Source organism: Mycobacterium sp. IDUB_37 (assembly GCF_055419245.1).
The window spans coordinates 1,003,848-1,025,424 of record NZ_JBVAXG010000001.1 but is presented as its reverse complement, the minus strand read 5'-3'; the positions used below and the strand labels follow the sequence as shown (position 1 = coordinate 1,025,424).

The window sequence follows — 21,577 nt, the reverse complement described above, 5'->3', positions numbered from 1 at the left end:
TTACCGGTACCGATGACAATCACTCGGAACGGCACGTCGGTACGACGTCACGCCCGGCCCAGTGCGCAACGAACGGCGCGATCGTCGACAAGTCATGGAGTCCGGGTTCGGCCGCGATCACCATGGGGATCGCGTTGATCGCATGCATGGCGGTAGCCAGGCAACCCTGCTTGGCGTGATCTTCCTCGTGGGAGCCGATCACGAGATGGATCTTCATGTTGGGCTCGCCTTGGAAGGCCACCTGATATCCGATCTCGGTGGGCCAGTCGGGGGCCAGGTCATCGGCCATTCTGGTGAGATGTTCAACGGCCAACGTTGTTGTGCCGCAGTCGACCACAACACCGAACCGCATGGCGCCGACGGTACCGGCAGGGATCTCGCCGGCGGCGACCGACAGCGCCCGTGGTGTAGTTGCGACGTCCCGATACCCCTCGACGCTCTTGATTTCCAAGCCCAACGCCTGCGCGACGACCGTCGCGCTGCCGATCCAGGCGCTGGCAGCGTATTCGGTGTTGGTCAGCAGCGGTGTGGTGTCGTCGGGAGCATGGCCGAAGCCCATTGCGTTGAAGATCAGGTCGTGGCTGGCGTAGGTCGAGTAGTTCAGCACTTCGCGGATGTTGATGCGCCCCGTGCGCTGGGTCAGGCGCGACAGGATCGGCACCAGCGATTCGCCGACGAAACCCGGGTACAGTCCCAGCCCGAGAAATGACGATCCGCCTGCACGACAAGCTTTCTCGATACCGTCAGCCAGCGCGGCGTCCAGTGACCGGGGGTGGATGAACCGGCTGCCGGTGGCGACCACGTTCTTGCCGGATGCCAACAGGTCGCACACGTCGGCGAAGCAGCTCGGCGTGTCGGTCTCCACCTTGCCCATGTACAGCACCACGTCGGCATCGATGCCGATGACTGCGTCGCGGTCCGCGGACGTCAGCACCCCGGAGTCGGCAACCCCGCACAGCGTGCCGGCGTCGACTCCGGCCTTGGCGGGGTCGTACACCCGCACGCCCACCAATTCCAGATCCGGCCGGGTGAGCACGTGACGCAGGGACATCATCCCGGTGACACCGGTCGCCCATTGGATGACACGAGTCATATCAGCCGGTCTCCTCAGTCCCAAACCACATCGAGTCGCGGGGGCGAGCGGAACAGTGTGCCGGTGACGTACGGCGGCGGGGCATCAGGATCGAGTCGCAGCCCGGGTAGTTCGTCGAACAGTGCGTTGAAGATATTGATACTTTCCAGTCTGGCCAAGTGCATTCCCAGGCACACGTGTGCACCGTGACCAAAGCCGATGTGCGCCTTCCGTTCCCGGAAGATGTTGAACGACTCGGGATCCTCCCACCTCGACTCGTCGTGGTTGGCGCTACCCAGGCTCACCATCATGGTTGATCCTCTAGGGATCTGGACGCCGAAGAATTCGGTGTCGGTGCTGACCTCACGGATGAAGTTCAGCAGCGGTGTCTCCCACCGGATGCCCTCCTCGATCGCCTGAGGCAACAAACTGCGGTCGTCACGCACCGCTTCGAGTTGGTCGGGGTGCGTCAGCAGGGCCATCGCAAGGCTTGCCGTGGACCGCGACGTGGTTTCGGCACCGGCGGGCAACAGGTTACGCATGAACCCGTAGATCTGTTCGTCCGACATTTTGACGCCGTCGATTTCGGCCTGCGACAGGATCGTCACCATGTCGTCCTTTGGCGTCCTGCGCCGGTCTGCCAAGACTCCGATGAAGTACTCCTTCATCTCCGCGGAGGCCTTCATCGCGGTCTGCATATCACCGCGGAAGCCCAGCAGGTCGATCGCCAATCGGTGGAATTCTCCAATATCGGCCTGTGGCAACCCGAGTAAGGCCGCGATTACCCGCACCGGAATCGGCATGAACACCGCGTCAACGAGGTCGGCATGCTTGTTGTCCCGGAATTTCGCGATCGTCCGATCGACCAAGGGGCCGACAAGCTCTGCGTCCCAACGCTTCATCGACGATCTGGCGAAGGCGAACTCGTGCAGCCTGCGGTACACCGCATGTTCAGGATCCTGCATCTCCAGAATTGTCGGCCCCTGCAGCGGCCGGACCATGTCTTCGTAGATCCGGGTGCTGAACGTGATGTGGTCGGTGAACACGCTTTTCACGGCGTCGAACGAATACGCCGTAAACGTCTTCTTGCTGTTCGGGCCGCCTTCGGGGATGCCCATCTCCGGCCATCCCGGATGTACCGCGCTCTTGGCGCGGAGTTCGCGCAGCAGCGGATAGGGCGTTGCGTCGCCGTCGGCGCCCATCCCGGCATTGAACTTATCTTGGGCTTCGCGGATTCGCTGGTCGATGTCGTCGGCGACCGCCGGTTCTGTCATATCAGCCTCCTACCGACGATCAACCTACATGTCGATGGTTGCAAACCTACATCATGTATGTTGAACCAACCAGAAGAGAGCCGAAACCCGAAAGCGCAACCTGGAGCATTCGATTGGCTATTCGAGTAGTGCAATGGGCGACCGGCGCGGTCGGCAGTGCCGCGCTGCAGGAGCTCATCGAGAATCCCGATTTTCAGCTGGTCGGCGTACTGGTGTACGACCCGGCCAAGGCGGGCCTCGACGCGGCCGAGTTGTGCGGTTTGTCCACCGCAACGGGCGTGACCGCCACGACGGATAAGGACGCGATAATCGCGCTGAACGCTGACGTCGTCATCCACACCGCCAGCAAGGCGCACGCGGTCGAAACCAACGCGGACGATATCTGCCGTCTGCTTGCGGCCGGTACCAACGTCGTCACGACCACGTCGTACAACCACCTGCCCACATACGGGGCGCAGACCGAAGCTGCGTTCGTGGCGGCATGCCGGAAAGGTGGGTCCCGGTTCCACGCCGCCGGCGAGAACCCCGGCTTCATGTTCGAGCGGCTCGTCGCGACCGTGACCGGGCTGAGCAAGACCATCGACCGCATCGACCTCTACGAGGCCACCGACGTGTCGGCCGTGCCCAGTCGGCCGATGCTGATCGACCTCATGGGTATGGGTCGCCCGCCCGCGGATGTCACCGTCGATTCCATGATCATCAAGAAACTCGACATGGCCTACCGGCAGGCACTCAACGCAACCGCCGACGTGCTGGGTATCACGCTGTCGCACATCGACGTATCCGTGGACGCCACCACGCTTCCCCACGACATCGAGGTGCTGGCCGGCACCATCGAGGCAGGAACGGTTGTCGGGCAAAGGTTTTCCTGGGTCGGTCACTGGTCGGGCCGCCCGCTGCTGGCCATTCACGAGGAATGGGTCCTGACGCGCGATCTGCCACAGTGGGGCCTCGCCCCATTGACGCCCGGGGAGAAGGCTCCGCTGATTCGCGCGGTCATCAAGGGTGTTCCGAGCTTCGAACTTCAACTCGATGTCGGGTGGGATGGGCAGCCGCACACTGGGCAGCACGCCCAGCCGGGCCATCTGATGATCGCGATGGGCGCAGTCCGCGCGATTCCCGATGTCCTGAGTCACCCGCCCGGGATCGTGACAGCGCCGGTGTTCGGCGCCATGCAGTTAGCCGGACGCGACGCCGACAGCCCGTGAGATGTGTTCGCTCGGGGCGGCGTGGAACACGTGCGCCGACCCGTCCGGCAGCACGCGCCGGGCGATCAGGTAGTCTGAACCGAGCCAACCCTGCCGGATGTAACGGCCAAACCGGATGAACGTTCCTGGCGCCCCGCTCGCCGACGGGATCAGCTTCACCTGTTCGATTCCAAGTTTGACCCCTTCCCCGGTCAGCGGGCGCGCCGCCGCCAGGCCGCGAACGATCACGGTCGCCGCGTCATGGGACAAGCCAGGCATCGAGTTGCCCGGTCGCCGACCGTATCGCGCCTCGAACCGGTCCAGGAACGCCTGCCCGACCTGGTTGCGCTCGTCATAGCTGTCCAGACCGATCCAGCCCGAGATCTGGCGCATCCACTCTTCGTTGATGTGAGCCATCTCGAACGCGGTCGTGGTGTACCGGGCCGGATCCCAGCCGGCCGCCAGCAGCGCGTCGGTGAACCCCCACAACCCGTGCCCGAACCCGACGTGAACCACCGCATCGGGGTCCGACGCCCGCAACTGCGCAACCGCCTCGGCCTTATCCGCCTCGACCTGGGGAATCATGACAGTGGCGACAACCTTCAATCCCGCTGCTGCATAAACTTTTTCCGCAAACGACAGGTACTCCTTGCCGATGAGCGACGCCTCGTAGGCAATGGCGATCCGCGATCGGCCGTCGCCGATCATGACGGCGGCCAGCATCACCGGCTCTTCGGCCATCGACCCGTTGTTGAGCGCGAAGCACCACTCTCCCAGCGCTCCTTCTGATCCCGAGAGAGTGATAATCGGAACCTTGGCCACAGCTTCGACATGGGAACGCAGGGGAACCACATTGTCGGAGACCCACGGCCCGAAGATGGCCAGGCATCCGTCGGCCACCAGCTCATCGAAGGCCCGTTCCACTGCCCGGTAGGTGCCGTTCGGCAGGCCGACCACGTTGCGTTGAATCAGCTCGATCGGCCGATCGATCAAACCCGATGCATGGGCTTCCTCCATGACAAGCTCCAGGGCCGCGACGGTGTTGTTGTCGGTGGTGCCGGAGGTCGGATAGTCGTTGAGCAAACCGATTTTCAGCGGAGCGACCGAACCATACGCGCGAATTTCGTCGTCTGCCATAGCGGCAACATACATCATGAAGGTTGTCAACACCGATCACATCCCGAGTTGATCGGTGCACGAAAACAGCGATTTACACAAACTGCATATCGACCTTTCGGCGGAGTAGGTTCTCCGGGTAGGGACCGCCGCACGAAGGAGACACAATGACGCTGGCATCGACACTGGGATCCAGCACACCGCCTACCGCGAAACGGTATCGCGTGATCCAGTGGGGCATCGGCAATGTGGGCACGCTGGCGCTACGCCACCTCGCCCACAACCCTGTCTACGACGTCGTCGGGGTGCTCTGCAACCGCCCGGAGAAGGTCGGCAGGGACGCCGGCGAGCTCGTCGGGGTGGAACCGATCGGCGTGCTCGCCACCACTGACAAGTCCGCCTTGGAGGCACTCGATGCGGATTGCGTGTTCTACGCGCCGCTGTGGTCGGACGTCGACGAGATCTGCCGGCTGCTGCGCGGAGGCAAGAGCGTCGTAGCCTCCGGCGGTGCGTGGTGGCATCGGACCGAATCCAACAGCGCCGACATCGACAAGATCGAAGCGGCGTGCCAAGCCGGCGGCACTTCATTCCATGGCGGCGGCATCCACCCTGGCTATGCGGCGGACCTGCTCGTCCTGACGCTGGCCCGGATCGTCGGGAAGACTGACCACATTCACATCTACGAGGCCGTGAATTTCAACAAGGACACCTTGAAGTACCTGGATGAGATGGGGTTCGGAAAGAGCCCGGCCGAGTTCGCGAAAGGCAATCTCTTCCAAGAGGCTTGGTCATTGTTCGCACAGTCGCTGACGATGGTTGTCGAAGGACTGGGCGAAACCGTCGAGAAGTTCACGACCGCGGTAGAGCTCGGCACGGCAACCCGCGATATCCCATACGAAGGGTCTCAGGATATGGACATGCCCGGCCTGAAAGGCGTGATCAAGAAGGGCACCGTCGCATCCCAGCATCATCTCTGGACGGCGTGGGTGGCCGGCAGGCCATTCATCACCTTGCACGAGCTCTACTCGTTCGTTGAACACGACGCCATTGACCCGAAGCCTGATTGGGAGCCCTACTACCACTACCGCGTGGTGATTGAAGGCGACCCAGGCACTGAGCTCATCCTGCGAGGCAGCCAGGATGCGCGGGAACACGCGAAGCCCGGCTACGTCGGCTACGCCTGGACCGCCATGGAACCGGTGAACACCATTCCCGCCATTTGCGATGCTCCACCCGGTTTCAAGTCCCACGCCGACCTGGGACTCATGACCGTTCGCGGTGTTGTGCGCTGACAGCGCCCGGATCGGCACTCAACATGCAAGCTGAATGTTGCTAGGATCGGCGGCATGGCGAAGCGCGGTGGGGCGGACGACGATCGACGTGCCCGTGGCGAGCAGACGCGTCTAAATCTGATCGACGCGGGTCGGGAACTTTTCGTGGAACAGGGATTCTTCAACACCAGCATCGGCGACCTGGTCGCCAAGTCGGGCGTAGGCACGCGCGGCGCCTTCTACCACCACTTCAAGGACAAGGCCGAGCTGTTTCGCGCTGTGTTCAAAGATGTCGAGAATGAGCTGACGCTTCGGTCCATCGCCGCTCCGCCGCCCGGAGCGGACCCGTGGGAACGACTGACTAGCGGCCTGCACGGATTCCTTGAAGCGGCACAGGAACCCGCAGTGCAGCGAGTGATGCTGATCGACGGCCCGGTGGTACTGGGCTGGCAAGCGTTGCGTGAGATCCAAGAAGGCAACAGCATCGCCCTGATCAACGACGTGGTCCGCGAGGCAATCGCCGAGGGCGTCATCGACGACCAGCCCGTCGGGGAGCTGACACACATGCTTGTCGCCGCACTCGAAGAGGCTTCGCGACTGGTCGTGCACGCAGCAGATCCCGCCAGGGCGCGCCGTCGAGCCGCCAAGATCCTCGATCGGCTCCTGCTGTCGTTCGCCGTCGAGCCGCGACAAGTAGTGCGACGGTAGTTGCTCAAACGTCGGTCGCGAACGCTGGGCTTCCCGTATGGAAATGCATGTTTCCACTAACTGAATATAGTTCCTCCACTAACTGATAACCTCGCTCTCAGCCCTTTGCGACAAGGAGAACCATGCCACTCAATGACGAGGCACGGCCATTGCGGGTTGCGGTCGTCGGCGCCTCGTCGGGCCTCGGCCGGTGCATCGGCACCGGGTTAGCCCAGCGCGGTGCCCACGTCGCACTGCTGGCCCGTCGATACGACCGGTTGGTCGACGCGTCAAAGGAGGCAGGCAACGGCGCGGTCGCCATTGCGTGTGATGTCACTGTGGCAGAAAGCTGCCAGCGGGCGATAACGGAGGTGGCTGACGCGCTGGGCGGCCTGGATGCCCTCGTGTACACGACCGGCATGGGCATTCTGGCCCCGTTGCAGGAGGTAACCGCCGACCAGTGGGCACAGTTGTTCGCCACCAACGTCACCGGCGCATCGCTGGTGACCGCTGCTGCGGCAACACATTTGGTAGCTGCGCGCGGCTCAGCCATCTATTTGTCATCGCTGAGCGCTTCCTACACCACGCCGTGGCCGATGCTCGGGTCATACGCGGTCACCAAGGGCGCGTTGGACAAGCTCGTTGAGGCTTGGCGCATCGAGCACCCGGAGATCGGCTTCACCCGCCTGGCCGTGGGCGACAGTATCGGCGGCACCGGCGACTCGATGACCGAGTTCAACAAGAGCTGGGATCCCGACGTCCTGGAAAAGGCCATCAGGTTCTGGATGGAGCACAAATACATGGTGGGTGGGCTGATCGACGCCGACCATCTGACCAACGTCGTGCACAATATAATCCGTTGTGGCAGAAGTGGTTTCATTCCATACATGACGCTTGCACCGCGAACGTCTGATGCGGTGAAGGAACTCCGTAACTGGTGACCCACGACCCTTCGAAGGAGACGTCAAATGAAGTCTAGAGCAGCTGTGCTGCGCGGGGTCGGGCTCGACTGGGAAGTCACCGAGGTCGAACTGGATCCCCCGCATGCGGGCGAGGTGCTGGTAAAAATGGCCTACGCGGGAATCTGCCACTCCGACGAGCATTTTCGCAGCGGAGACAGTGTGCCGACCCCGGAGATGGAAGAGATGATGCGGGCGGCGGGCGTTCGTGTGCCCGAGTGGTTCCCCATGCTGGGTGGCCACGAAGGATCCGGCGTCGTGGAATCCGTCGGTCCCGAAGTGAAGACTCTGAAACCCGTTGACCACGTGGCTATCTCGTTCTTTCCTGCCTGTGGTAACTGTCGATGGTGTACCACCGGTCGCACCTATCTGTGCGATGTGGGTGCAGACATCTATGACAAGGCGATGACCACCGACGGCACCCGCCGTCGACACCTCGACGGCGAAGACTTAATGGCCATGATGCAGGTCGGCACCTTCTCCGAATACGTGGTGGCCTCGGAGCGCTCGCTGGTCAAGATCAACGACTGGATCCCGTTGGAGGCGGCGTCACTCGTTTCCTGTGGTGTCACAACGGGATTCGGATCAGGATCGATCGCCGCCGGCACGGAGGTGGGCGATACCGTCGTGGTGATCGGTGTCGGGGGAATCGGCATGAACGCGGTGCAGGGCGCGAAAGTGGCTGGCGCCAAACACATCGTCGCGGTCGACCCGAACGAATTCAAGCGCCAGATGGCACCGGTCTTCGGGGCCACACACACGGCCGTCGACACGGGCGCCGCGCTGGAACTGGTCAAGGAGATCACCTGGGGCGTGATGGCCGACCGGGTTGTGATGACGCCGAATGTCGTACCTCCGGACATGGTGCTGATCGCGATGATGCTGCTGCGCAAGGGCGGAACCTGCGTACTGACCGGCATGGCCAAGATCACCGACATGATGGTGCCGCTGCTCCTCAGTGACATGGTCAGCTCCTGCAAGACGTTGAAGGGCGTGCTCTACGGCGAGATGAACCCGCGCGAGGCCATGCCACGCCTGCTGTCGATGTATGAGGCAGGCCAGATCAAACTCGACGAACTCGTCACCCAGATGTACAAACTCGATGACATCAACGAAGCGATGAAAGACCTGCGGGCCGGCCGGAACCTGCGGGGTGTAATCGCTTTTGCATGAACCGGTTTCGCCCTAGAAACCCCCGGCCCGGCATGTCTACTCGGTGGCTGTCGGATTCCTCAGCAAATGGTCCCCATACAGAGTGGCAACCAAACCCCGGCAGTTCGATCTCCCAAAGCGACCGCTCGACAGTCGATTGAACGCAATCGTGATGACCGAACGTCTTGGCATGCCTGGTCACGTGCGGCGCTACCCGAGGCCACGATCGCGGAACACAGCAACAGTGAGCAGGCGGTCACCGCTCGTTCAACTATGCGCCTAGACCGACGGCTTGTGGCGGCCGGCGCAGTGCGCGATGCATTCCGGACAGCATCGCCGGTGTGCCGGCGACTGAGTCAGGACCCTCACAGCAACCGGCGAGCCGAATCAAGACGTGTCCTTCAACGACGCTTACTCGGCACCGGGTCGTGTCGGATGACGTCGACGCAGTGCGACAGGCCCTGAGAAGGGGCGTCTCGGTAAGCACCAACATCACTCCCAGCGAGGTCGAACGGGCGCTGGCCGCCTGCGAGGGCGTGCTCGAGGCATATGTCTTCGGTGCCGAAAGCGGTGTCGACGGAACGGTGGTCGCGGCTGCGGTGGTGCCGCGTGGTGATGCGAACCGCGAGGGCGACCATAATGGCCGTAATTGGAATGTCCCGCGCCGCCGGAGGCGCCGCCGCCTACTTTTATCCGGCAGCCTTCGCTAAACACGGCAGGGTGGCTGAGGCCGGCGCCTCTGCCGATAGTCGTTATATCGCTCGTCTTTTCGGAGCCCGCGACATGGTGATCGGCGCGGCGACGGTTGCCGGGCCGGCCCAACAAACCGCGCTATGGATGGGCGCTGTCTGCGACGGTCTCGACACCGTGTCGAACGTGCTGGCCGGCCGGGAGGGTAAGGACGCTGGTTGGGTGCGTGCCGCGTCGGTGCTGACCACCGTCTTCACCGTGGTGGGTCTTGCTGTGGGAGTGCGTAATTCGGTCTCGTCCGATGGTCGCGACCCGCTGCACGCGGCGTAAACGCCGCGCTGGCGATCGCGACGCGCTAGTGAAAGTTGAGCTTGTGCGGCGCGAAGCGGTAGCGCCCCATTAGATTGTCGAAGGTGGGCATCTCCCAGCTAGCGTAGAGCCGAGGAAGTCTCGGCAGGTCGCGCACCAGGTAATTGGGAGTGATGTGCGGCCAGTAGCTGACCTCTTCGCGATCGATCCCGACGGTTTTCAACTGTTCGTCCGCCATGTGTCTGATGATCCTGACGGCGAACCGGGTGACGGTCTCCGAGCGCTGCGTCCACGCCGAGTGCCACACACCAACCGGCTGGAAGTAGTTGGGCACTCCCCCCCACATGATGCCCTTGTAGAAATTGATGCCGGCCTGCTCGATCTTGTTGCCGTCCACGCGCAGGTCGAATTTGAGGAACTCCAACTCGAAGCCGGTGGCTAGTACGCAAACGTCGCACGGCAGTTCCTCGCCGTCGTCGAGTACCACCGAAGTCGGCGTGAACCGGTTGATCGACCCGGTTTTGATCTGCACCGCGCCACGACGCACCGCGTCCTTGAGGCCGATAGCGACAGGTATGCGCTGCTCCCAGGGCGAGTAGGACGGCGAGAAGTCCTGCTTGAGTTGCTCACTGCTGACGGTCTTTTCCCAGTGCTTACGGAAGAACCAGCGCGCGGGCCGCGGGAAGGTCCGAAAGGCGACAAAGATGACGTCGTCGCGCGCTTGCAGATAGGTGCGCAGGAATTTCATTGGGAACCGGAGCCCGAGGCCGTACAGGGTCTGGCATAGCCGCATGAGCAGCGTGGCCTTGTTTTCGATCTCATAAATGTAGGACGGCGAGCGCTGCACCATCGTCATCGACTCCGACACCCGCGCCAACTCCGGCGCGGCACAGACCGCGGTCGATCCACTGCCCACCAGCACCACGTGCTTGTCGGGGAAACTGCGTTCGGCATCGAGATCGAAGGTGTGGATTATCTCGCCGCCGAAGCTGTCGGTACCGGGGAACTGGGGAACGTGCGGCAGATCGAAATAGCCGTTGCCGTTGATCAGGAACTGAGCCCGGATGGAGCCGTGTGGGGTCTGCACCACCCAGCGTCCCGTCGTGGTGTCGAACGACGCGGCAGTGACCCGCGTGTTGAAGCGGATGTTCTCCAACAGGCCGAAATCTTCAGCCACCGAGCGCAGATAGCTCTGGATCTCGGCACGATCCAGCAGGCACCTCGACGACGGAAACGGTTTGAAGCTGTAGGAGTACTTGACGAAATCCGAATCGCACCGCGCCCCATGCCAGCGCTGGGTATGCCAGATTCCGCCGACGTCATCGTTGGCTTCGAGCACGACGTAGGCAATCCCGCTGTCATGCAGGTAGTACGCCGCGCCCAACCCGGTGATGCCGGCGCCGATGACGACGACCGTGGTCTCCTCCACTGCTTCGGCAGTCATGCGGGCTTCCTCCCCCTCTCGAGCGCCTCATGAGTCGAAGCCGCTGCGATCAGTCCAAACCATATTCTGACGCCCAGGTGCGCCGCGACGCGCGACAATGGTCCGCTTCCTGCGCGGACAATATCCGTATCGTCAGGGCAATGGACGGCTGTGCGCCCGGCCGGCGCGACAAACACCCGGAATTCGTCAACCGGCGTCAGTTGTTTTGGCTGGTCAGCAGCGCCGGGTTAGCGGCCACGATCGGAGCCTGCTCGCACAGGTCCGCGCCGGCCGCAGACCCGATCCACACGGCCGGTCCGTCGTCGCACCCAACTCCTGCCGGGCCAACCGCACTGGCGACGAACGCCCCACTCGGGCCGACGACTGCGCCCCCACCGATCCCAATTGCCACTTCTGCTGCGTTGCTGTGCCGAGATGCCTGGGGCGCCCGACCGGCACGCCCCGGCGGGCGGCCGCACACCATCACCCGAATGACGCTCCACCATGAAGCTGTGGTGCTCGGGGACAACCGCAACGGCCCGACCCGCTTTCGCCAGGACCAGCGATACCACCAGGACCAACTGGGCTGGATCGACATCGCGTACCACGTCGGCGTCGACCGGGACGGCAACATCTACGAACTGCGCAGCCCCACGATCGCGGGCGACACGGCTACGGACTACGACACCACGGGCCATTTCCTCGTCCTGTGCGAAGGAGACTTCGATCGGGAGGTTGTCACCGAGGCACAGGTGCACGCGGCCGCCGTCGTGTTCGCCTGGGCCGCCCAGACCTACGGCATCGCGAGCAGCACGTTGGCGGGCCACCGCGACCTGGCCGACACTTCGTGCCCCGGCAAGAACCTCTATGCCTTGCTCACCTCGGGAGACCTCAGACGCCGCATCGACGATCTGCTGGCCGCCGGCGGCCGTGTCGAACTCCAGACATTTTGCGGATCCGAAGCCGCCGCGAAAGTCGCGGCCATCGAGGCGGGCGCTTAGAAGCACACGCTGAGCTGGACTTATAGAACCTTTACAAGCGCTCTCCGCGACGGTTTGTAGGCTTTCGGGCATGGCGTTGAAAAGCGGTGAGATATTCGCCGGGTACGTCATTGAGCGCTTGGTCGGCAAAGGCGGCATGGGTGAGGTGTATCTCGCCCAGCATCCCCGCCTGCCCCGCCACGACGCGCTGAAGGTCTTGTCAGTGGCCTCGGCGGCCGACGAGGAGTTCCGGGCGAGATTCATTCGCGAAGCCGAACTCGCGGCGACTTTGTGGCATCCGCACATCGTCGGCGTGCTCGATCGTGGCGAGTTCAACGGCCGACTCTGGATCTCGATGGACTACGTCGACGGCACCGATGCGGGTCAATTGGTTCGCGAACAATTCCCGGACGGCCTGCCCGAACAGGATGTCCTGGACATCGTCACAGCGATGGCTGACGCGCTCGACTTCGGCCACGAGCGGCTCCTGCTCCATCGGGACGTGAAGCCGGAAAACATCCTCGTCACCGCCTCCGATGGTCTCCGGCGCCGGGTGTTGTTGACCGACTTCGGCATCGCGCGCCGGATCGACGACGTCAGCAACCTCACGCAAGCCAACGTCACCGTGGGCACCATCAGCTACGTGGCCCCCGAGCAACTGCTGGCCAAGCCGCTCGACGGCCGGGCGGATCAATATTCGCTGGCAGCGACGACCTTCCATCTGCTGACCGGTGCCCCGCCCTTTACCGACTCGAATCGCGCGATCGTGCTGAGCCAACACCTGAGCGCACCGCCGCCACGAATCTCTGAGCGCCGGCCCGAACTCGCCCACCTTGACGACGTCCTGATCAAGGCGCTGGCCAAGAACCCCGACGACCGCTATCCGAACTGCGTCGAATTTGCCCGGGCCCTCGCACAACTGGAGCCTCTCCCTCCCACGACCGCACCCAGGCCGCAGACGTCGGGCCGCGGTGCAGGATCCGGCCAGGGCGAACGCCCGGCCACCCAGCGTCTTGAGCGCGTGACCATTCATGGGGCAGCACGGCGCATCCAGCGCGCCGCGGTCGGTGCGCACGGTCAGGTCGGGATCTTGTCGTTCGACGTGATCGCCGATGAGCCGCTGGGCGACCGGCGTGGTCCCGTTCCGGTCGAGATACAAACCGAGCTCATCGCAGGTCAGCTCACCGAAGGGGACGAGGTAGAGGTCAGCGGTAGTTGGGACGGCGACCTCCTCGATGCCGATAAGGTCGTCAACCTTTCAGCCGGGGTTCGTCCTGAGCGACGCCGATCAGAGACCCCCGCCAAACCACGGCGCGAGAAGGCGCCGAAACGCAAGAAGGTCTGGATCGCCGCTTTCGCGGCCGTCGTGGCTGCGATCGCGGTGACTGTTGGCGCGGTCCTGTATTTCCGCGACGGATTCAGCCCGCTGAGTGGTCCCGGTCCAATCGTCAAGCCAGTGAGCGCGACCGTGTTCTCGCCCGACGGCAACCCCGACAATCCCCAGGACGCCGGCTTGGCGATCGACGGCAACCCCAACACCGGATGGTCGACGGTCGCCTATCGGGACGCGGTCCCTTTCCCGAAGTTCATCAGTGGAATGGGCCTGCTGCTGCACCTGGCCCAACCGACGGCGCTCAGCGTTGTGTCGCTCGACGTCCCCAGCAGCGGAACCAAGATCCAGATTCGCGCCTCGTCGAGCGACACCCCGACCAAGTTGGCCGACACCGTCGAGTTGACCCCGACCACGTCGCTGCAGCCGGGACATAACCGCATCGAGGTGCACAACCGCACCAAGACCTCCAACGTGCTGGTGTGGATCACCACGCTGGGCACCACCAACGGTGAGAGCCGGACGGAGATCTCCGAGATCACGCTGCAGGCGGCTGGGTAGGCCAATCCGGCCACGCTTCGAATACGTACGACATATTGCGTAGTTTGTTGCACCGTCCCTAAAGTTCTCTCCATGGCGAGCCTTGGACCGCCCGACATCACCGGGGTCGACTTCGCGTTCGACGATCACCCCGACCTGCACGCCACGCTGGCGCGACTGCGCGCGCGCAGACCGTATGCGGTCGTGCCGTTCGCCGGCACCAGCGCCGTGCTGCTGTTGACCGATGAACTTGTCCGCGCCGCCTTCCGCGACGAAGCGACCTTTCCGGCCGCGCCCGTGTACGCGATGACGACCGAACCCGTTTTCGGCAAGACCATCCTGAGCATGTCCGGCGGGCAGCATCGAGCCAGCCGCACTCTGGTGTCCTCCCCGCTGCGGCGCGGGCGGGTGCAGTCCTACGTCGAGCCCGTGATCGAACCGGTGGTCAATGAGTTGATCGACCGGTTCGCCAACCGCGGGTCCGCCGAGCTGGTCACCGAGTTCACCCACCGCGTCTCGCTGTTGACCATCAGCCGACTGCTGGGCATCCCGACCGACGACGAGGCCCGAATCCAGAAATGGGCCAAGGCCATGATCGAGTACGCCTTCGATCGAAAGCCGGCAATCAGCAGCGCCGCAGAGTTCAGCGCTTACGTCACGCCTCTCATCGCGGAACGCCGGCGCAACCCGGGCGGTGACATCATCTCGATGCTCGTCACCGCAACGACCGACGACGGCGAATATCTGGACGACGATGCAATTCTCACGTTCCTGCGGATGCTCTTTCCACTCGGCGCCGATACCACGACGTACGCCCTGGGCAACGTGCTGTCCGCCCTGCTGAACCATCCCGACCAACTCGATCTGCTGCGGTCAGATCCCGAGCGCTACCTGCAGGCCGCCGTGTGGGAAGGCCTCCGGTGGGAGCCCGCGGTCGGTCTGCTGCCGCGTGTCTGCCCGGTCGAAACCACTTGGCACGGAATTGAAATCCCACCGCTCACACCAATGATCTTCGCTATCAATGCCGCCCACCGCGACCCGTCCGTCTACCAACGGCCCGACGATTTCGACATCACCCGCAACGCGATGCCGGCCGTCTCTTTTGGCCAGGGTCCGCACAGCTGCATCGGCAACTGGCTGGCCAACACCGAAGTGCTGGTTGCCCTTCGCGTCCTTCTCGACCGACTGCCCGGGCTCGCCCTCGATCCCGATCGCGCCGCAACCTCCATCATCACCAGCCAGGTCGGCACGACACTGCGCGGACCGAACGCGTTGCATGTCACCTTCGATCCGGGAATTCGACTGTGAAGCAACGCAAGTTGCGACTCACCGATCGCCCCACCCGCCCGGCGCCCTGGGGGGATCGCCCGCCCGTCGACGACGACGAGGCCAGAGCTCGCCTGTTGGACGCGGCCGAGATCTGTTACGAGCGGCGCGGCGTGGGACGAACCACCGTCGACGACATCGCGAAAGAGGCTGCCGTGCACCGCACGACGGTCTACCGCTACTTCGGCACCCGAGACGACGTGTTGGCCTTCGTGATGCTGCGTGAGACCGAGGGCGTCATCGCGGTCGCCGAATCGGCTCTGATGCGTGACGGAGCATTCGGCGAGCGCCTGCTGGATGCGCTCGACGGAACACTGAGCATCGTCGAGGACTCTCGCTGGCTGAGCGTCCTGTTCTCACCGGAGAGCCTGACCATCGCGGTGTCGGCCTCGGCATCCGGAGCGTTCCGGGATCGCATCCGCGACGTGCTGCGACCGCACGTCGAGGCCGCGAAGACCACCGGGGAGCTACGCGCGGAACTCGATCCGGACGCGACCGCGGACTGGCTGGTGCGGGTCGCGCAGATGCTCCTGATGGAACGGGTTGCCGGGCTTGAGATGCCGGCCACGGACCGCCGGGAGCTGTTCCGCGACTTCGTCATTCCCGGCTTGATCAACGCGAGTCGCGAACTCTGAAGCGAGGTCGGTAACGTCATTCTCGCGCGTCCGAAAGCACCTGCCGAGCGAGGCTCTGCGCAGCCGGCATCATGGCCGGTCAACCCGCTGACCTGCGTAGCCGCCGGCGCGACTGACTACTGTGTCGCATTACATTAGAAGCTGGTAATGTCATTACCGGAGCGAGAGTCACTGCCGCTTCGTGCAAACAAGACGTCCAGGAGACAACCATGCCGTCACGCCATCTTTCCTACCCGGTGTTCGACGCCGACAACCACTTCTACGAGCCCAAAGAAGCGTTGACTCAGTTCCTTCCGGAGCGCCGCAAAGGTGTCATCGACTACATCGACGTCCGCGGCCGCACCAAGATCATGGTTCGCAACGTGGTCAGCGACTACATTCCCAACCCGACGTTCGAGGTGGTTGCGCGACCCGGGGCTCAAGAGGAGTACTTCCGGCACGGCAGCGGCGGCAAGAGCTTCCGCGAGGTGATGGGCAAGCCCATGAAGGCTATCCCGGCATTCCGCAATCCTGCTGCACGCCTGGAGGTCCTCGACTCGCTGGGCCTGGATTACACGCTGATGTTCCCGACGCTGGCGTCCCTCGTCGAGGAACGCCTCAAAGACGACCCCGACCTGATCCTGGACATCATCCACGGACTGAACCAGTGGATGTATGAGACTTGGCAGTTCAACTACGAAGACCGCATCTTCTCCACCCCGGTGATCAACCTGGCCAGCGTCGATCGCGCCCTCGAGGAACTCGACTGGTGCCTTGAGCGGGGCGCCAAGACCGTCCTGGTCCGGCCCGCGCCGGTGCCCGGGTATCGCGGCACCCGCTCCCTCGGCCTGCCCGAGTTCGACCCGTTCTGGGACGCGTGCGTCAAGGCCGGCATCCCGGTGTCGATGCACGCCTCGGACAGCGGTTACTCCGAGTACCTCAACGACTGGGAACCCGGCGACGAGTACAAGCCGTTCGCGCCAACCGCGTTCCGGATGGTCGCGATGGGCAAACGGCCCATCGAGGACACCATGGCGGCACTGGTCTGCCACGGCGCCCTGACCCGGAACCCTGATCTGCGCGTCCTGTCGGTGGAGAACGGTGCATCGTGGGTGCCCTACCTCTTCCACCAGTTCGAAAGCGTCTACTCGAAGATGCCGCAGGCGTTCCTTGAGGACCCGATCAAGGCGTTCCGACGCTGCGTATACGTCGCCCCCTTCTGGGAGGACGACTTCAAGCAGATGGCCGATCTGTGCGGCATCGACCGCGTCATGTTCGGTTCGGACTGGCCGCACCCGGAGGGGCTCGCCGACCCGATCAACCTCGTCGACGACCTCGAAAAGCACGGTCTTGACGAGGAGGGCGTGCGAAAGGTGATGGGCGGCAACATGGTTGACCTGTTCAAGGTTCCCAACGAGATCGTGCACAAGCCCGACGTGCCCGCGCTCGTACTCGCCTGATCCAAACCTATCTCGGTACGATCGCTCGTCAGTGATGTCATCCAAGCGGCTTTTCGTACCGGCACAGCTGCTCGCAGCGGTTGCCCTGCTGGTGCAGTGCAGCTCTGCGGCGCCGCCGCCTGCTGCGTCCACACCTTCCGCGACGACGTCGGCGGCCGCGTCGTCGTCGGCGTCGCCGGCGTCGGTGTCACCGAGCCCGTCGCCAGTTGTCGGCGCGGCGACCGTGCAACCGATCACCGCCGCCGAACTCGGCACGACCTGGCGACCGGGTTGCCCCGTCGAGCCCGAACAGCTGCGGCGGGTCAATGTCGACTACCTCGGTCTCGACGGACAGAACCATCGCGGCGATCTGATCGTGCATGAAGACCTGGTGCCCGATGTCATCGCGATCTTCGGGCAACTGCACCTACTGCGTTATCCGATCGACAAGATCCAGACGGTCGATCACTACGCGGATGCCGACGATGAGTTATCCATGGAGGACAACAACACTTCGGCGTTCAACTGCCGACGTATCCCCGAAACCAACGAATGGTCTCCACACGCCTACGGGCGGGCTATCGATATCAATACCCTGCTGAACCCGTGCCTCTACGCCACCGGCTATTTCGAGCCGCGCAACGCGGCCGCCTATCTGGACCGCGGCCGCACCGACCCGGGAGTCATCCACGGCGGCGACTCCACCGAGCAGGTCTTCACCGAACGTGGTTGGCAGTGGGGTGGCTTCTGGAGGACTCCGGATTATCAGCACTTCGAACGGCCCTGACCCGCCTTAGTCACAGCAACCACATTGGCACCTGCGAGAAGACCGCCAGTCGAGTTGAAAATGCGATATCACCGGTGATATCAAACAGCCGAACAAGCACCTGATATCGCCGGCGATATCGCATTCTCGAAGCGGTCATGCCGATCTTTGCAGTGGCCACTGTGACCAATGTGACTAGCAGCGGCAACCTGTAGCCGCTAGAGACCCAATGCCCGCGCCGCCGCCGTCGCCACCTCACCACGAAGATCCGACATCGGCGGACTACCTCGCGTATGAATCGAATTCGACAGCAGCACAACGTAACTGTTGGAGCCGGGGTCCAGCCAAATCGAGGTTCCGGTGAAGCCGGTGTGGCCGAAGCCACCGATCGGAAAGACCATGCCACGCACCCCGGACAAGCCGGTATCGATGTCCCAGCCGAAGCCGCGCAGGTTCTGCCCCGCGATCGCGGGGTAACGCGGAGCGAGCAACGGATCGCGGGTATTCGGCTTCTTCGCGACGGCTTCCCGGGTTGCGGCCTGGGCAGCTTCCAGTTGTCGAGAGGTGTGACCGGGTTGCTGCGGAGACGTCATCGCCGCCAAAGTCGACTGCTGTAACGGGAATTGGCTCGGGCGGCCCGCAAGTCGGTCAAGTAGCGCTTGGGCAAAGCTGCTGATATCGCGGGCGGTCGAGAACACCCCGGCGTGCCCGGCTACCCCACCCATCCGCCGCGCCGTCGTGTCGTGCACTGTGCCCCAAAGCAAGTGATCGATGTCCGGATTCTTGCGCGGGTCGGCTCTGCTGTCCTCGTCGCGAGCTGTCGGGGCGATGCGCGGCAACATATCGGTGCTCCAGCTACCCTCCGGACAGGTGGCTTGCCCCCCGCTCGGCGCGGCGGCCCATCCGATCGCAACGCCCCTAATCGTATGCGGGCCACACGCTTTGGCTGGCGGAAGATACTGAGTGTCTTCCAATCCAAGTGGATCGAACACATTGCGCTCGACGTACAGGTCTTCTGGTTCGCCGGTGATCTTTTCGATCAACGCGCCGAGGATGATGAAGTTGATATCGGAGTAGCGGAAGCCGTCGCCCGGCCCCGACTGCAGCGGCGTCGTGAGCGCACGGTGGATGCCTTCGGTTTTGTCTGCCCGCTCGAGTCCCCACGGGTCTTTGAGTTCCACATCCCCCGGTTCGCCCGACGTGTGCGTAAGCAGCATGCGGACGGTCACCTTTGCGCGCAGCGGATCGTTTGCGGCGTTGAAATCCGGCAGGTAATGCTGAATTGGATCGTCGATACCAACTTTGTTCTGCTCGTAGAGTTGCATGACCGCGGGTGCCGTCCCCAGGACCTTCGTCAACGACGCAAGGTCGAAGATCGCATCCTCGGTCATCGGCTCTGCCGGGGCGGGCAATCCGTTCAGCCCGGGTTCGCTGGCGAGCTTGCGCGAGCCGTACGCCTGATGGAACGCGATAGCGCCATCGTGGCCCACCATGACCACCGCACCCGGCAGCTTCTGGGCCGCGATCGCATCGTTGATCAACTTCGAAACACTCGCGAAGCCGGGAGCGGAAGCCACTTCCGGTAGTTTGGAAACCGTTACGCGAGTTGGTGTTTGAGCCACAATCGACGGTCCGCCGTCCGCTTCCGTCGGCTGCGCGGCATGCGAGCAGGCCGTTATGAGGGTAATCAAGGCGGCTGCGGCCGCCACGGCTTTCCGCAACTCCATCCGCATCAGGACCGCACCGCCAGCGCGTCGCGCACCCGGCCTCGCGCCCGCTCCAGCCTCGACGCAGCCGTAGCCGTGTCGACCTCCGCCAGCAGAGCCACGATCGCGGTCTTGGCGTGACCGCCCGCGGCAGCCAGCGCGTTCGCAGCGGCCTCCTCGTCAACGCCGGCGGCGTCACGCACGATGCGCACCATGCGCCGGCGCAGCTTCCCATTCGTCGCGCGCACGTCGACCATCCGGGGTCCGTAGACCTTACCGAGCGCGATCATCACGCTCGTCGAGAGCGCGTTGAGCACCACCTTCTGCGACGTCCCGGCGGTCAGTCGCGTCGAACCGGCCAGCACCTCGGCTCCGGTCAGTAATTCGATCACCACGTCGGCAGCGGCCTCGCTTGCCGAATTGTTGACGATCGCCACGGTCAGCGCACCTGCCGCGCGTGCATAATCAAGCGCCCCAAGCACATACGGTGTGCGGCCCGATGCCGTAATCCCGACCAACGCGTCGGCTGCGGTCAGGTCGGCGAGGTCTGCGGGGTCGAAGACGTCTTCCGCACCGTCGATCGCCTGGGTCAGCGCCGCCGGCCCGCCAGCAATCACGCCACGCACCAGATCAGTGCTGAACGTCGGCCCGCACTCGGCAGCGTCGAGCACGCCAAGCCGACCGGGCGTTCCAGCTCCGGCGTAGATCAACCGGCCGCCGCGCTCGAGTCGGGCGGCGATCGCCTCCGCTGCCGCTGCAATTCGCGGCACCGCCGCAAGTACCGCGCCGTGCGCTTCACCTTCGGCGGCGATGAGCAGCGCCACAACCTCGCCGATGGGCCGCGTGTCGAGGTCGTGCAAGTCCGGCCTGACGCCCTCGGTGGCGAGTGTGTCAAGCCTGTTCGGCGCACTGGCAGCCCGCAACCGGATCACCAGCGATTCGTGAATAGCACTGAGCCGCAACGTGCCATCGAGCGCATCGCCCACGGGTGCGACGAGGTCGATCTGCCCTCGGAGCGCTGGCACCTCGGCCAGGCCGCCGACCATCGCTACCGGGCCGTCGCCGGCTGCGCGAGCGGTCACGGCGAGCGCCTCAGCGGCGGCGCTGACAATCGCCACCGCCACCGCGTCGTCTTCGGCGGCGAGGACCTCCGGTGCAAACGACGCGGGCGCTGCGGTATCGGTGAGCTGCACCGGCCAGGTTCTCGGCGGGCCGAAGCGGGCGGTCGCCGCCTCAGTCAACGCGGTCGACGGTCCGCGGCCGTCGAAATCACGCAACGCCGCACGCAGGCCAGCGGTGCCGATCCAGGCGCCGCCACCCTCGTCGCCCAGCCATGCACCCCAACCATCGGCGGTACGCAGCGCGCCGTCTGCGCCGATGGCGAGTGCCGCGACACCGGTGCCCACGATCAGTACGACGCCGGGCTTGCCGTCCAGCGCGCCGGCGTGCGCGATCACCGCGTCGCTAGTCACCGCGACCCGCGCGACACGCAAAGAGCTCAGCAGCGCTTGGCCCAAAGCGCGTGCCGCGTCCGGCGCCGCCAAAGCACCGGCCGCGCCCACGATCAGTTCGTCGACCGGCCCCAACTGGCTCGCCACGTTCAAGATTGCCGACTCTGCGGCCCGCACCCCGCCGGGCGTAGCAAGCCCCGGCGCTCCCGCACCGTCGATCCTGCGACCGCCCAACGCGGCCCGACAAGACGTCTTGCCGAGGTCTATCCCGAGGATCACCCGATT

The 21,577-nt window shown here is 64.1% G+C and carries 19 protein-coding genes and 2 pseudogenes; 13 read left to right on the top strand and 8 right to left on the bottom strand.

Annotated elements, in window-relative coordinates; genetic code table 11:
• Window positions 1–19 precede the first annotated feature (19 nt).
• Together ACZY1I_RS04710 and ACZY1I_RS04705 are read right to left on the bottom strand one after the other, a co-directional pair.
• On the bottom strand, window positions 20–1,093 hold the full coding sequence (locus tag ACZY1I_RS04710; protein WP_463753087.1) for an NAD(P)H-dependent amine dehydrogenase family protein: 1,074 nt from the start codon (window positions 1,091–1,093) through the stop codon (window positions 20–22).
• A gap of 14 nt (window positions 1,094–1,107) precedes the next feature.
• Window positions 1,108–2,346, bottom strand: a complete 1,239-nt coding sequence (locus ACZY1I_RS04705; RefSeq protein WP_463753086.1) for a cytochrome P450 — start codon at window positions 2,344–2,346, stop codon at window positions 1,108–1,110.
• A 128-nt stretch (window positions 2,347–2,474) separates the two neighbouring features.
• Between ACZY1I_RS04705 and ACZY1I_RS04700 the strand changes: the two genes are divergently transcribed.
• Complete coding sequence (locus ACZY1I_RS04700) at window positions 2,475–3,554, top strand: NAD(P)H-dependent amine dehydrogenase family protein (RefSeq protein WP_463753510.1); 1,080 nt, start codon at window positions 2,475–2,477, stop codon at window positions 3,552–3,554.
• Here ACZY1I_RS04700 and ACZY1I_RS04695 read toward each other — a convergent pair.
• Window positions 3,525–4,670 carry an ABC transporter substrate-binding protein gene (locus ACZY1I_RS04695; RefSeq protein ID WP_463753085.1) on the bottom strand — a complete coding sequence of 382 codons (1,146 nt, stop codon included), beginning with the start codon at window positions 4,668–4,670 and terminating at the stop codon, window positions 3,525–3,527. The genes ACZY1I_RS04700 and ACZY1I_RS04695 overlap by 30 nt on opposite strands.
• A 146-nt stretch (window positions 4,671–4,816) precedes the next feature.
• On the opposite strand from ACZY1I_RS04695, the gene ACZY1I_RS04690 reads away from it, so the two are divergent.
• The 6 genes and pseudogenes from ACZY1I_RS04690 to ACZY1I_RS04665 all read left to right on the top strand — a co-directional run bounded on the left by ACZY1I_RS04690 (window position 4,817) and on the right by ACZY1I_RS04665 (window position 9,738).
• Entirely contained in the window at window positions 4,817–5,941 is a 1,125-nt protein-coding gene (locus tag ACZY1I_RS04690) for an NAD(P)H-dependent amine dehydrogenase family protein (protein ID WP_463753084.1), read from the top strand.
• 54 nt (window positions 5,942–5,995) lie between these two features.
• Complete coding sequence (locus tag ACZY1I_RS04685) at window positions 5,996–6,628, top strand: TetR/AcrR family transcriptional regulator (protein ID WP_463753083.1); 633 nt, start codon at window positions 5,996–5,998, stop codon at window positions 6,626–6,628.
• A gap of 122 nt (window positions 6,629–6,750) precedes the next feature.
• On the top strand, window positions 6,751–7,548 hold the full coding sequence (locus ACZY1I_RS04680; RefSeq protein ID WP_463753082.1) for an SDR family oxidoreductase: 798 nt from the start codon (window positions 6,751–6,753) through the stop codon (window positions 7,546–7,548).
• 27 nt (window positions 7,549–7,575) lie between these two features.
• Window positions 7,576–8,739, top strand: a complete 1,164-nt coding sequence (locus tag ACZY1I_RS04675; RefSeq protein ID WP_463753081.1) for an NDMA-dependent alcohol dehydrogenase — start codon at window positions 7,576–7,578, stop codon at window positions 8,737–8,739.
• Window positions 8,740–9,203: 464 nt separating this feature from the next.
• Window positions 9,204–9,353, top strand: a pseudogene (locus ACZY1I_RS04670) (AMP-binding enzyme); the annotation flags it as partial.
• Window positions 9,354–9,357: 4 nt separating this feature from the next.
• Entirely contained in the window at window positions 9,358–9,738 is a 381-nt protein-coding gene (locus tag ACZY1I_RS04665) for a hypothetical protein (protein ID WP_463753544.1), read from the top strand.
• 25 nt (window positions 9,739–9,763) lie between these two features.
• Here ACZY1I_RS04665 and ACZY1I_RS04660 read toward each other — a convergent pair whose 3' ends face one another.
• Entirely contained in the window at window positions 9,764–11,161 is a 1,398-nt protein-coding gene (locus ACZY1I_RS04660; protein ID WP_463753079.1) for a flavin-containing monooxygenase, read from the bottom strand.
• Between the two features lie 196 nt (window positions 11,162–11,357).
• On the bottom strand, window positions 11,358–11,552 hold the full coding sequence (locus tag ACZY1I_RS04655; RefSeq protein ID WP_463753078.1) for a hypothetical protein: 195 nt from the start codon (window positions 11,550–11,552) through the stop codon (window positions 11,358–11,360).
• Window positions 11,553–11,631: 79 nt separating this feature from the next.
• On the opposite strand from ACZY1I_RS04655, the gene ACZY1I_RS04650 reads away from it, so the two are divergent.
• The 6 genes from ACZY1I_RS04650 to ACZY1I_RS04625 all read left to right on the top strand — a co-directional run bounded on the left by ACZY1I_RS04650 (window position 11,632) and on the right by ACZY1I_RS04625 (window position 18,156).
• Window positions 11,632–12,141 (top strand): N-acetylmuramoyl-L-alanine amidase, encoded by a 510-nt coding sequence (locus ACZY1I_RS04650; RefSeq protein ID WP_463753077.1) that lies wholly within the window; start codon window positions 11,632–11,634, stop codon window positions 12,139–12,141.
• Between the two features lie 70 nt (window positions 12,142–12,211).
• Window positions 12,212–14,011 carry a serine/threonine-protein kinase gene (locus tag ACZY1I_RS04645; RefSeq protein WP_463753076.1) on the top strand — a complete coding sequence of 600 codons (1,800 nt, stop codon included), beginning with the start codon at window positions 12,212–12,214 and terminating at the stop codon, window positions 14,009–14,011.
• A gap of 72 nt (window positions 14,012–14,083) precedes the next feature.
• Window positions 14,084–15,298: a cytochrome P450 gene (locus ACZY1I_RS04640; RefSeq protein ID WP_463753075.1), complete on the top strand. Its 1,215-nt coding sequence runs from the start codon at window positions 14,084–14,086 to the stop codon at window positions 15,296–15,298.
• Window positions 15,295–15,951, top strand: coding sequence for a TetR/AcrR family transcriptional regulator (locus ACZY1I_RS04635; protein ID WP_463753074.1), 657 nt, complete (start codon window positions 15,295–15,297; stop codon window positions 15,949–15,951). The genes ACZY1I_RS04640 and ACZY1I_RS04635 overlap by 4 nt, the downstream gene beginning before the upstream one ends.
• A 209-nt stretch (window positions 15,952–16,160) precedes the next feature.
• Window positions 16,161–17,390 (top strand): amidohydrolase family protein, encoded by a 1,230-nt coding sequence (locus ACZY1I_RS04630; RefSeq protein ID WP_463753073.1) that lies wholly within the window; start codon window positions 16,161–16,163, stop codon window positions 17,388–17,390.
• A 34-nt stretch (window positions 17,391–17,424) separates the two neighbouring features.
• Window positions 17,425–18,156 carry a M15 family metallopeptidase gene (locus ACZY1I_RS04625; RefSeq protein ID WP_463753072.1) on the top strand — a complete coding sequence of 244 codons (732 nt, stop codon included), beginning with the start codon at window positions 17,425–17,427 and terminating at the stop codon, window positions 18,154–18,156.
• 197 nt (window positions 18,157–18,353) lie between these two features.
• Here ACZY1I_RS04625 and ACZY1I_RS04620 read toward each other — a convergent pair whose 3' ends face one another.
• The 3 genes and pseudogenes from ACZY1I_RS04620 to ACZY1I_RS04610 form a co-directional block, all read right to left on the bottom strand.
• The gene (locus tag ACZY1I_RS04620; RefSeq protein WP_463753071.1) at window positions 18,354–19,868 is read right to left on the bottom strand and encodes a serine hydrolase domain-containing protein; all 1,515 of its coding nucleotides are present in this window, start codon (window positions 19,866–19,868) and stop codon (window positions 18,354–18,356) included.
• Complete coding sequence (locus tag ACZY1I_RS04615) at window positions 19,868–20,764, bottom strand: N-acetylmuramic acid 6-phosphate etherase (RefSeq protein ID WP_463753509.1); 897 nt, start codon at window positions 20,762–20,764, stop codon at window positions 19,868–19,870. The genes ACZY1I_RS04620 and ACZY1I_RS04615 overlap by 1 nt, the downstream gene beginning before the upstream one ends.
• Before the next feature lie 99 nt (window positions 20,765–20,863).
• Window positions 20,864–21,571: pseudogene (locus tag ACZY1I_RS04610) on the bottom strand (BadF/BadG/BcrA/BcrD ATPase family protein); the annotation flags it as partial.
• Window positions 21,572–21,577 lie beyond the last annotated feature (6 nt).